Below are 12154 nucleotides of genomic sequence, written 5' to 3' on the forward strand. Positions count from 1 at the left end.
AAAACAAGTACAATAAAAATGGCAAAATACAGCGTTCATCAACAGCCAATAGAAACTTTATTAAGTTGGATTAAATCCGGAGATATTGCAATTCCGGAAATTCAACGCCCTTTCGTCTGGAACAGTACAAAAGTTAGAGATTTAATTGACTCTTTATACAAAGGTTATCCTGTTGGCTACATCATTACCTGGCGAAATCACGACGTAAAACTAAAAAACGGACAACTTTCTACTGGAAAAAGGGTTTTGATTGATGGTCAACAACGTATTACAGCGCTTACTGCCGCCATTGTTGGCCAAAGAGTATTAGATAAAAACTACAAAGAAACCAATATCCGTATAGCTTTTCATCCAATAGATCAAAAATTTGAGGTGCTGAATAAAGCAATCGAGAAAAGCCCAGAATGGATAGATAATATCAATCCAATTGTAAATGATGAAGTTTCTATTTCAAAAGCAATCAAAAAATACATTGCCGATAATCCAACAGCTAATGAGGAGTTAGTTGAAGAACGTATCGAAAATTTAAAACGCATCAAAAACAAACAAGTAGGAATTATCGAATTAGATGCTGGTTTGGATATTGATACAGTAACTGAAATTTTCATTCGTATCAACCAAAAAGGTGTGGTATTGAGCAATGCTGATTTTGTCATGTCTAAAATTGCGTCAGATGAAAAATTTGGTGGAAATACAATGCGTAAAATGATTGATTATTTCTGCCGATTATTAGTAGACAAAGGATTTATCAAGCATATACAAGACAATGATATTACGTTTAGCCAATCTGATTATTATAAAGAAATAAAATGGATGGCTGCAGGTAATGATGACCTATATGTACCTGACTATATCGATATGCTGCGTGTGGCTTTCACTTTTAAATTTAGCCGTGGTAAATTCAGTGATCTAGTTGCCTTATTATCTGGCCGTAATTTCGAAAACCGCTCCTATGAAATTGAAATCGCAGAAGAAAGTTATGCAAAGCTTTCAGCAGGATTATCCGCTTTTGTAAATCAAAGTAATTACCAACGTTTTATAATGATTATTAAGTCGGCTGGTTTAATAAGCAAAAAATTGATATCCTCACAGAATAGTTTAAATTTTGCCTACGCATTGTATCTAAAATTGCGAGAAAATGGTATGGCCGAATCAGAAACCCATGGCTACATAAAAAGATGGTTAATTTTGTCTATGTTCATAGGTCGTTATTCTGGTTCTGCAGAATCGAGTATTGATGAAGACATTAAACAAATCAATGAAAAAGGGATTGCTGCCTACTTGATTCAAATGGAACAAGCGTACCTTGGAGATGGTTTTTGGGATTTTGGAATCATTAATGATCTGGAAACCTCCAGTGTCAACAACAATGCGTATAATTTATATTTAGCTGCTCAGATCACTGCAGGCTCAACAGCATTTTTATCTAAAAGTATGAAGATTAGCACCCTTATTGAGCAACGTGGCGATGTCCATCATATTTTTGCTAAAAAATACCTTATGAATAATGGTTACGCACAAAAATCATACAATCAGGTAGCCAACCTCGTGTACACAGAACAGGCAACCAATATAAAAGTAGGCATATTAACGCCAGAAGCTTACTTGAATAAGGTAAAATCGCAAATAGCAGTAGGTATCAATGAAATCAGTACCATAGATTCAGAAATTAATTTACATGAGAATTTAATGAACAATGACATTCCTTGTTTTATTGAAGAAGCTACTCATTTAGATTATGAACGCTTTTTAGAAGAAAGAAGAAAATTAATTGCAAAAAAACTAAAAGCTTATTATCAAGGATTGTAATAATTAACAATGTCATTTAATACGTAGAAACTAACAAAAACATAAAGTGAGGGTGCATTAGTTTAACTTTGACATGTCAAAGTTAAACTAATGCATGGTAATAACCTAACTATATTTCAAACTCATTTCTGCATTTGTCCAGTTTTTTATAAAATAAACTGGACATTTTATATATATTTGCATTAACTAGTATAGTATGAAAACTACTGATTACATTGCAACTAGCATAGACCGATTACCCAAAGGGTATATATTCACCTATGCAGACTTTACTACTGAGGTGAATAAAAAAGAAGCGGTAATCAAAGCTTTGAACAGAATGGTAGTTTCAGGTAAGATTGCTAAACTAGCTAAAGGGAAATATTACAAACCTGAGAATACACCTTTTGGCAATCTAGAACCTAATCAATTTCAAGTCGTAAAAGATTTACTTGAAGACGATGGAAAAACAATTGGCTATCTTACAGGTTTAAGTATTTACAACCAATTAGGACTAACCACACAAGTAAGCAATACTATACAAATTGCTAAGAATGAAATCCGTCCAATGCTAAAACGAGATCGTTATACCATTAAATTTATCAAGCAAAAAAATACCATCACTAAGGAAAACGTTCCGTTGTTACAAATTTTAGACTCCATTCGTTATATAAAAAAAATACCCGATACTAGTATAGCTTCCGCTTGTTTGCGATTAACAGCAATACTTAAAACTTTAAACGAAAAAAATGCAACTTCTTTGGTTCGTTTATCTCAAAAATATCCTCCTGCTACGAGAGCGCTGTTAGGTGCATTATTGGAAGAATCTGGAATTATACAATTTCAAGAATTATTACAGAAAAACTTAAATCCTATTACCAAATATAAACTTTCGGGAGTTTCTAGTGTTTTAAAAACCGCTGAAAAATGGAATTTATTATGAAGCTACATCAAAACAAACAACTCTTTAGACAAGCTATACAATTTACAGCACAAACACTTGGACTACCAGAAATCTATGTGGAAAAGGATTATTGGGTTACATTAGTATTACATACTCTTTATCATAGTGACATAAAAAATGAGGTCGTTTTTAAAGGAGGAACTGCTTTATCCAAATGCTTTGGGCTGATTGAGCGATTTTCTGAAGATATTGATTTAGTAGTACTACGAGAAGTAGGTGATTCAGGAAATAAATTGACAAATAGAATTAAAAAAATAAGTACATTAGTTTCTACAGTTCTTCCAGAAATAGCTGTAGAAAACATTACTCAAAAAATGGGTATGAACCGAAAAACCGCACATACTTACAGCAAAGAATTTACAGGAAATTATGGTCAAGTTCGGGATGTAGTTATTGTAGAAGCCACTTGGCTTGGCTACCATGAACCTTATACCAGAGCAACCGTAAGTTCATACGTATATGAAATGATGATAAAAAACAATCAAGAGGCATTAACGCATGAATATGAGCTACTCCCTTTTGAGGTATTAGCATTAGAACCAGTACGAACGGTATGTGAAAAAATCATGAGTCTGGTTCGTTTCTCTTATTCAGCTGATCCAATATTAGATTTAAAAAATAAAATCAGACATACATACGACTTGCATTTATTACTTCAAAATGAAGTAATAAATACTTTTTTTGAATCAGCAGATTTTGACATATTACTTAATAAAGTGGCTCAAGATGATGTAGATAGTTACAGAAATGACAATCTTTGGCTCCAAAATCATCCTAACGATTCCTGGTTATTTAAAGATCTTGATATAAGCTGGAACACACTCAAAAATTCTTACACTACTGATTTTGGAGAATTAGTATTGGGACCACTACCGGATGAAGCCGAAATAGCTAAAACATTATTAAGAATTAGTAAACAAATGGAAAGCATCCAGTGGACTATTAAAATACCTTGATATGAAATTTACTGAATCACAATTAGAACAGGCTTTTATCAGTTTACTACAAGAAGAGAAAATGACTCATCTTGCAGGTGGTGATGTCCGTAAGTCTGAATTGAATGAAGTATCAGAACCTCAAGCAATTTACGGTCACATTGTAAGCGAAACAGTTTTGCTAAAAGAAGATTTTAAAAACTTTTTACGATCTCGATACGCTACTGAAAATATTACAGAAAGCGAAATTGACTCAATCATTAGAAGCTTAGAAAGACTACCTGCTTCTGATTTATATGAGAGTAATAAAACCATCATGAAGATGGTATCAGATGGTTTTTTATTGAAACGAGAAGACCGAAATCAAAAAGACTTCTACATTCAATTAATTGATTATTCTGAAAAAGACAATAACATCTACAGAATTGTCAACCAATTAGCAATTAGAGGTTTTGAAATTCGTATACCAGATTTAATTTTATACATCAACGGGATACCATTGGTAGTTTTTGAGTTCAAAACTGCCATACAAGAAAATACAACTATGCATGACGCATATGTTCAAATAACAACACGTTATAAAAGAGATATTCCGGAACTATTTAAATATAATGCATTTTGCGTAATTAGCGATGGTGCCAATACCAAAGCAGGCTCCTTTTTTGCTCCATATGAATTCTTTTATGCATGGCGTAAAATTGAAGGTATGCCAAACGAAGTAGACGGTATAGATGCAATGTTTACGCTTATTCAAGGCATGTTCAACCGCAATAGACTGAGAGACATTATTCAAAACTTTATATACTTGCCGGATAGTTCTAAAAAGAATGAAAAAATTGTCTGTAGATATCCACAATATTATGCTGCTACAAAACTATTCGAAAACATAAAACTGCACCAAAAACCTTTAGGTGATGGTAAAGGCGGAACTTATTTTGGAACAACAGGCTGTGGAAAGAGCTTCACTATGCTTTACCTAAGCCGTTTATTAATGCGCAGTAAACACTTTGCAAGCCCAACTATTGTAATTATCACAGACAGGACTGATTTAGACGATCAATTATCCGGGCAATTTACTAACGCAAAAGGATTTGTTGGTGACGAATCAATTATTAGTGTTGAAAGCCGAAGTGAATTAAGAGAATTGCTTCAAGGTAGAAACAGTGGCGGTGTGTTTTTAACAACTATTCATAAGTTTACTGAAGGCACAAAATTACTAACAGATCGTACTAATGTGATCTGTATCTCAGATGAAGCACATCGTAGCCAGACCAATCTTGATCAAAAAGTCAAAATTACAGAAACAGGCGTTAAAAAGTCATTTGGTTTTGCAAAGCACCTGCATGATTCACTTCCAAATGCAACATTTGTTGGTTTTACAGGCACACCTATTGACTCGACAATAGATGTCTTTGGCGATATAATTGACGCTTATACAATGACTGAATCTGTTGCTGATGAAATAACAGTTCGGATTGTCTACGAAGGACGTGCAGCTAAAGTACTACTCAATAATAGCAAACTTCAAGAAATTGAAGATTATTATAATCGTTGCGCAGAAGATGGTAGTAATGAAAATCAGGTTGAGGAGAGCAAAAAAGCAATGTCACAGATGAATGCAATCATTGGTGATCCTACAAGATTATCAACAATAGCAGAAGACTTTGTAACTCATTATGAAAAACGAATTGCAGAAGGCGCTACAGTAAAAGGAAAAGCTATGTTTGTTTGTAGTAACCGTCAAATTGCTTTTGAATTATATAAGAATATTATTGACTTACGTCCAGAATGGGGTATTACAAAGATAGCAGAAGATGATATTGAACTTACTGAAAAGGAAAAGAAGGAAATCAAACCAATGGAACGCATTAAGATGGTAATGACCCGTGGTAAAGATGACCATGCTGATCTGTATAATTTATTAGGAACAAAAGAAGATAGAAAGGAATTTGATCGTCAGTTCAAAAATGAAAAATCGAATTTTAAAATTGCTATTGTTGTCGACATGTGGCTAACAGGCTTCGATGTTCCTTTTCTTGACACGATGTATATTGACAAACCAATTCAACGCCACAACTTAATTCAAACAATTTCAAGAGTTAACCGAAAATTTGAAGGAAAAGAAAAGGGATTAGTTGTAGATTATATTGGAATTAAAAAACAAATGAATTTAGCACTTGCACAATATAGCAATGCTGATTCCCAAAATATAGAAGATATTGAACAATCTATTGTAGTAGTAAAAGATCAACTAGATCTTCTAAATAAACTATTTCATAAGTTTGACACTTTAAAATATTTTAATGGTACACCTCTTGACCAACTTAAATCATTAAACGAAGCAGCTGAATTTATACAACTTACACAAGAATTAGAAAAGAGATTCATGTATATTGTTAAACGTTTAAAATCAGCCTACGATATCTGTTCCGGAAGCGGAGTGTTCAATGACGTTGAAAGAGATTTGATTCATTTCTATCTAGCAATACGCTCGATAATCTTTAAATTAACCAAAGGAGAAGCACCAGACGCAGCAAGGATGAATAATAGGGTTAAGCAAATGCTTCAGGAAGCTATTGAAAGTAATGGTGTGGAAGAAATCTTTAAATTAGGTGATGAAAGCCAAACTGAAGTTGACATCTTTTCAGATGATTATATGGCAAAAATTGATAAAATAAAATTGCCGAATACAAAGATAAAGCTATTACAAAAATTACTATTGAAAGCAATTGACGATGTTAAAAAAGTAAATAAAATTACTGGTATTGATTTTTCGAAAAGATTACAATTTATAGTTGATAAGTACAATGAACGTAAAGAAAGTGATGTTTTGCGAAGCGAAGTCCTTGAAGATTTTACAGATGAAATTATAGATTTGTATTATGCCCTAAAAAAAGAAAAAGAATCTTTTAAAGATCTTGGAATTGATTTTGAAGAAAAAGCATTTTATGACATATTAAAATCGTTAGCCATCAAGTATGATTTCATTTATCCAGAAGAAAAATTAATTTCATTAGCTCAGAAAGTAAAGGTGGTAGTAGATGACAAAGCTAAGTATACGGACTGGTCCAAGAGAGAAGATATTAAAGCTGAGCTCAAAGTTGGACTGATAATTTTACTAGCTGAAAATGGCTATCCACCAGTTGATCGTGACGAAGTTTATAAAGAAATTTTTGAGCAAGCTGAAAACTTTAAGAAATACAAAACTTAATAAGATTTAAATCTTGACACACAAATACATACAAGAGTGAATCCTTATTTTTAATTTAAATTTTTCAACCATATTACTAAACGTCAGTTAGCAGCAGATCTTCGGTCAGTTTAAATTTCAGAAATCGCTAATACAAAACTATCATCTAAAATAATTCTCTGGCCATAAAAAGTCAGGTAAATGATTTTTAATCATCTCAACAGCTCTATCATATCCTTTTTCTTCTAGTATCTTAAGAAAATATGGCCAAGGTGGAATATTACTTGTGTAAATATTAGATGAAGATGTCGACATTCCGCCTCCTTGAGACGTAGATAATCCTCCATATTGTGATGTCGATAGTCCTCCGTACTGTGAAGTCGATAGTCCACCATATTGTGAAGTCGATAATCCTCCATATTGTGAGGTCGATAAACCACCATATTGAGAAGTTGACATTCCACCATACTGAGAAGTCGAAAGTCCTCCATATTGTGAAGTAGATGCCCCTCCATACTGTGAGGTTGACATTCCACCATATTGCGATGTCGACAGACCACCGCCGTGGCTTGTACTTAAATTACGTGGCCAAGTGCGTAAATTCGGAATATTTGGTTTGCTCATATTGTTTTTTTTTGTATTTTGTGTTAATTAGATACTAACTTATTGTGACTACAACTCTTTATGACTTAATTGAGATTTCTTTTTTGGTTAAATACAACTTCCCCAAATACAATGTTAACTTAAAAATAAGCCTGTATTTAAATTTTTCAAACCGCTACCATATCTAGTTTTCTATTGGTACTTTTCTAAAGCAATTTTAAATAAACTTTCAGCTTCATCCTTAAATCTAGCTTTATTACTCAGAAAAGTTGTGAATTTCTCCACTATGTGTTTATATATGATTTGATGAGCTTTATTTCCTAATAAGGTTTCCTCATAAGCATCTAACTCAAAGTCTTGATTTGTTGCAAGGTCAAGTAAGTTTAATAAATCGTCTTTTTCAATTTGATCTATTTCTGTCCAGTTTGTTGGGCTTGCAATATCTTTTATATAATATCCCTTATTATTTTCAATTTTTAAGTATTTCATATGCTTTTAGTTTTCTTTCGTAATAAGCTTCCTCGCCTGCTTCTAAACAATTAAATAAAATGTCAATATTTTGTATTTCTCTTCCTTCTGCGTTTTTCAAGATTTTGCTCATAGGATGTCCAAAGTAAACATTATATTTTATTTCATCCCTTACTATTTCTTTTTGTGTATAAACTAAATAATCAGGTTTTATTGATGCTCCAATAGTACTATTATGTGTTACAACAATTACAGGAATTTCTTTTGATATTTCTTTGATTAATTCATTTACTTCATTTTTAAGAAATATATTATCAAAAGAAGATTCAGGCTCATCAATCATTAATATATCGTGCTTCAAGGCATCGCTAATTTCGTGCAACAAATTAAATTCTGAACGTTCACCACCAGAAACAGTAAAACCGTGTTTATTTAATGTTTTATATTCTATATCAATGAAATATTTATAATAATCAGTTTCTTCAATTGCAATGTTTTTTAATGAAATTAGAAATTTATATGGTTTATTATAATTATCAAAAGCTTCACTAAAAGCAACTTTACTTCTACTCTTCTTTTGCAACTGACTGGCGCCAGTAAATTTTTTTGTTTTGGCAATAACTTTAAAACCTCGAATTTCCTTACTATCAATTATTTTCTCAGTTTGAAGCTTATGTACTAAATAGTTGAATTTACTAACTTTAATTTTATCTAATTGAATTTTGTTAAAATCAATATCTTCAATTGAAGTTGAGGATGAACGTATTTTTAAATCATCCTTAATTCTTTCTGTTAAGTCATTTATAAAGCTTTTTTCCAAATTTGTAATATATTTTGATTTGTAATTTTCGATTAATTCGAAAAATAAATCTTTCAAATTATTTTCTGAAATATGTTTATTAATTAGAATTTTATATTCGGTATTATCTAATAATAATTTGGTAGCTTTTATTAGTGCTTTCAAATTTTCTAAATCGTCCAGCTCAAATTTAGTTTCATTATATAGTTTACATTTTGAGAAGCTATCTAATTTATCACTTTCGGAAGCAAACTTTTTAAGTGATTCGATATATTTTTCAACGCCTTGGTTATTTGTTTTAATTTCAACTGTATTTATATCATAAATAACATCTTTAAATTCTTTAAGATAATTTTCAGAAACTAAACTGTGCCTAGTAGTAACTAATTCTTTGAATTTTTCTTCATCATTTTGCAGCAATGAAAATTGCTCGATATATTTTACATTTTCAAAACCATTTATGATTTTTTCCAAAGTATAAGTTTTACCTGTTGAGCGCTCTCCAATAATTACATTTAATCCAGTAGATAGCACAATTCCATCATCAGTGGCTTGAAAAAACTCGTTACCTTCCTCTTTTGAAAGGTAAACTTTATTTTTATCAAATAAACATCCTTTAATTGCTGTAAGCGAATCATCAGCAGCATCAACATATGTCTGCCTCGTCGAATAATTAGGCATATCTTCGACAAATCTGCTGTCACTAAAAATAACTGGTACAAGTTTATCATTTTCATTTAGACAAGCCTTAAATTTTCTTATACTTGTAACTTCACCGCAGAAGATATTATCTCCAAGTTTATCTAAAGTTTCAACTTTAATATTAGGTTTTTTGTCGTAATGTGGGATAAGAAGATATTTTGATAGTAATGGAAATATCTCAGTTAATTGTTCATATGTAATGTAATCACTTCTTGACTTTATAAGTTCAGTTACTTTTTTACATTTTAAATCAAAATCTTCCAAATCTTCATTTTCAGAAATCAGGAGAATATGTCCCGCTTCTAAATCTATTTCGATTCCAGGAAATACTTTTATAGATAATTCCGAAGAAATATATTCAAATTGAGTTTTGTCAAATAGATTGTGATTTGTGATGGCTATGCAATCCAATTCTAACTTTTCAACATAATCCTTTAAAGAATTTAAACTAAAAAAAAATTGTGTGTCACTTACAGAAGGAACTGTGTGAATATGTAAATCTACTTTCTTCAAATTAGACGATGTTTGGGTTAATAATTACAGATAACTTGAAACAATTAATTACTGTATAATTGCTGGAGGCGTTACACCATTTAAAACTTTATTGTCAAATTTACAGAACCACAATCATCTTCTTTTATGGTTTTCCATAATTGTTAATACAAATGCCAAATTAATCTTTTAATAAATAGTGAGAGCCGGTATAAGTACGTGTTTTTTAATATGTCCACTTTAAATGGCTCTTTATTCTTTAATATATTATTTAATTTTATCACAAAGTTCGGAAATCGCTTGCGGGCGCTAGCAAAAAATTCCCCCATAAATGCAGGAAAAAATTCCTGCTTTATTGCGTTGCTTTTTGCGCTTGCTGAGCGATTCCCGGTGGATGTTCCATAATTAATAAAATATAGAAATTATGGAAACTTTAAATCAAAACTGGCAGACTGTATCTGAAATTGAACTGATTTACAAAACAAAAGTAAAAAACTCTGAAAGACCACAAATCAAATCCTCTAAAGACGCATACAAACTGGCTCTTTCGGCTTGGGACTATAATAAAATAGAATTCTTCGAGCAGTTCAAAGTATTACTTATGAACCAAGCTCATAAGGCACTCGGTATTTATGAAATCTCTTCTGGAGGAATTGCAGGTACTGTAGTAGATCTTCGATTAATATTCTCAGCAGCTCTTAAGGCAAATGCTACATCCTTGATGATGATTCACAATCATCCTTCAGGAAACCTAACAGCCTCTGAAGCTGATAAACAGATAACTCGAAAAGTAAAAGAAGCCGGAAGACTTCTTGATATTACATTACTGGATTCATTAATTATAACTTCCGAATCATATTACTCCTTTGCTGATGAAGGCGCTTTGTAGGCGCCATTTACCATTTTTTATACTGCGTCAGGTCATACGTTGTAAAGATGTCGTCAGGAGTACCCACCAGAGGATCCATCCAGTTCATCTTTTGCTCAGCCCACGCTATCCAGTGATATGTCTTCTCATCCAATGGGTCTGCCTGCTTTTGAACGGCCTTTACATAATTACGAAGTCTGGTGACCTCATCAAATCTTTCAGCCGCGTGAAGCAGCGCTTTGAAATCCTGTACTTCCCTTTGTCTTCTCTCAGCAGCAGCCCTTTGGATCGCTTCCTGCTTTTCGCGTTCAATCTGGCGCAGACGGGATTCTTCCTGCCATATCTTTTCTTTTTCTGCCAGCAGTTCGAGCTTGGCCAAAATCCTTGCCAGCAGTCCCTCAATGGGTGTGCTTCCATCACGCCATTCTTTCTGATCGGAATGCTTTCCCACCTGAAAAATAAAGACACCCGTTGGTACAAGATCTGTGCCGTACCCAGACTTTGAAGGTACACGTTTGCCCGCTTCGCGAAGATAGACTTCAATTTCAATGCCGTCCACCACCGCCACTGTATAACCATACTGGTTCTTCCTGAAATCATGACCACGATACTGCAGCAGTTTAATAAGGGCATCCATAAACCGCAGTGCCCTGGGCATAAGCGCATCAGCGACATGTAAATAGAGTCCTTCCTTATCCGGCTCTCTGTAACTTTTACTTTTGTCGCGTTTATCCCAGCTGTCTTTGGTAATCTGTATGAGCCTGTGCGGCTTAGCGAGCCTCTCCCCGACGGTAAGCGGAGCCTTCGGGTCTTTTTCGATTTCTTTGGTTCGGAGTATTATCGGAGAGGCCACTGGTGCGGGCACATTGGTTTCGTATTTCTTTTTAAGAATTTCTATCCTTTCAGGCCCCTCGTACGGCTCTGAAAGTTTAGCCACCCAACTATAGCCATGTTTTAATTGTATCCAATAACTTGCATGTGGCAACGGAACTTTAAGTGTGGCACAGGCCTGTCGAATACCATAACTCGAGAGACCATATAAATGACCAATTTGTCCGAGGTTTTTTTTCCAGACAAGATCATATAATTCCTGCCGTGTAAAAGTGACTGTTTTCATAATACTTTATTTTGAGCGTATAAACGATAAAACATAATTCATATTATATGAAGGTAGAATCAATTATAGCCTCACAGAGAAAAGTATCAGGCCTTTAAATAAGCTTATGCTTAATCAGGAAAAAAACTACCTTTACGATTACTCTACTTTATCAGTATATCTTCTTATTAAGAGAGAAAAAATTTATAGATAACATTACAAGAATTAAATCAAGGTTTAAACGAGTTA

9 protein-coding genes are annotated in these 12154 nt (G+C 33.0%); 5 read left to right on the forward strand and 4 right to left on the reverse strand.

The window, feature by feature from the left end; genetic code table 11:
* The first annotated feature begins 18 nt into the window (after nt 1-18).
* The 4 genes from ACIDC4_RS17520 to ACIDC4_RS17535 all read left to right on the forward strand — a co-directional run bounded on the left by ACIDC4_RS17520 (nt 19) and on the right by ACIDC4_RS17535 (nt 6898).
* Nucleotides 19-1809, forward strand: coding sequence for a GmrSD restriction endonuclease domain-containing protein (locus ACIDC4_RS17520; RefSeq protein ID WP_412042982.1), 1791 nt, complete (start codon nt 19-21; stop codon nt 1807-1809).
* Nucleotides 1810-2005: 196 nt separating this feature from the next.
* Nucleotides 2006-2731 carry a type IV toxin-antitoxin system AbiEi family antitoxin domain-containing protein gene (locus ACIDC4_RS17525; protein WP_412042981.1) on the forward strand — a complete coding sequence of 242 codons (726 nt, stop codon included), beginning with the start codon at nt 2006-2008 and terminating at the stop codon, nt 2729-2731.
* Nucleotides 2716-3708: a nucleotidyl transferase AbiEii/AbiGii toxin family protein gene (locus ACIDC4_RS17530; protein WP_412042980.1), complete on the forward strand. Its 993-nt coding sequence runs from the start codon at nt 2716-2718 to the stop codon at nt 3706-3708. The genes ACIDC4_RS17525 and ACIDC4_RS17530 overlap by 16 nt, the downstream gene beginning before the upstream one ends.
* A 1-nt stretch (nt 3709) precedes the next feature.
* Entirely contained in the window at nt 3710-6898 is a 3189-nt protein-coding gene (locus tag ACIDC4_RS17535) for a type I restriction endonuclease subunit R (RefSeq protein ID WP_412042979.1), read from the forward strand.
* A 141-nt stretch (nt 6899-7039) separates the two neighbouring features.
* Here the strand turns inward: ACIDC4_RS17535 and ACIDC4_RS17540 are convergent, their stop codons facing one another.
* The 3 genes from ACIDC4_RS17540 to ACIDC4_RS17550 form a co-directional block, all read right to left on the reverse strand.
* Nucleotides 7040-7501, reverse strand: coding sequence for a hypothetical protein (locus ACIDC4_RS17540; RefSeq protein ID WP_412042978.1), 462 nt, complete (start codon nt 7499-7501; stop codon nt 7040-7042).
* A 171-nt stretch (nt 7502-7672) separates the two neighbouring features.
* Entirely contained in the window at nt 7673-7969 is a 297-nt protein-coding gene (locus ACIDC4_RS17545; RefSeq protein ID WP_412042977.1) for a hypothetical protein, read from the reverse strand.
* Complete coding sequence (locus ACIDC4_RS17550; protein WP_412042976.1) at nt 7950-9962, reverse strand: histidinol-phosphatase; 2013 nt, start codon at nt 9960-9962, stop codon at nt 7950-7952. The genes ACIDC4_RS17545 and ACIDC4_RS17550 overlap by 20 nt, the downstream gene beginning before the upstream one ends.
* A gap of 403 nt (nt 9963-10365) precedes the next feature.
* Between ACIDC4_RS17550 and ACIDC4_RS17555 the strand changes: the two genes are divergently transcribed.
* Nucleotides 10366-10830, forward strand: coding sequence for a JAB domain-containing protein (locus ACIDC4_RS17555; protein ID WP_412042975.1), 465 nt, complete (start codon nt 10366-10368; stop codon nt 10828-10830).
* A 7-nt stretch (nt 10831-10837) separates the two neighbouring features.
* Here ACIDC4_RS17555 and ACIDC4_RS17560 read toward each other — a convergent pair whose 3' ends face one another.
* Nucleotides 10838-11926 carry a hypothetical protein gene (locus ACIDC4_RS17560; protein ID WP_412042974.1) on the reverse strand — a complete coding sequence of 363 codons (1089 nt, stop codon included), beginning with the start codon at nt 11924-11926 and terminating at the stop codon, nt 10838-10840.
* Nucleotides 11927-12154: the final 228 nt, after the last annotated feature.

This window comes from Flavobacterium sp. C3NV, assembly GCF_046825355.2.
Taxonomy (GTDB): domain Bacteria; phylum Bacteroidota; class Bacteroidia; order Flavobacteriales; family Flavobacteriaceae; genus Flavobacterium.

Excerpts from the sequence above, each read along its gene's own strand:
- ACIDC4_RS17520 (WP_412042982.1), top strand. The coding sequence starts at position 19 with ATGGCAAAATACAGCGTTCATCAACAGCCAATAGAAACTTTATTAAGT.
- ACIDC4_RS17525 (WP_412042981.1), top strand. The coding sequence starts at position 2,006 with ATGAAAACTACTGATTACATTGCAACTAGCATAGACCGATTACCCAAA.
- ACIDC4_RS17530 (WP_412042980.1), top strand. The coding sequence starts at position 2,716 with ATGGAATTTATTATGAAGCTACATCAAAACAAACAACTCTTTAGACAA.
- ACIDC4_RS17535 (WP_412042979.1), top strand. The coding sequence starts at position 3,710 with ATGAAATTTACTGAATCACAATTAGAACAGGCTTTTATCAGTTTACTA.
- ACIDC4_RS17540 (WP_412042978.1), bottom strand. The coding sequence starts at position 7,501 with ATGAGCAAACCAAATATTCCGAATTTACGCACTTGGCCACGTAATTTA.
- ACIDC4_RS17545 (WP_412042977.1), bottom strand. The coding sequence starts at position 7,969 with ATGAAATACTTAAAAATTGAAAATAATAAGGGATATTATATAAAAGAT.
- ACIDC4_RS17555 (WP_412042975.1), top strand. The coding sequence starts at position 10,366 with ATGGAAACTTTAAATCAAAACTGGCAGACTGTATCTGAAATTGAACTG.
- ACIDC4_RS17560 (WP_412042974.1), bottom strand. The coding sequence starts at position 11,926 with ATGAAAACAGTCACTTTTACACGGCAGGAATTATATGATCTTGTCTGG.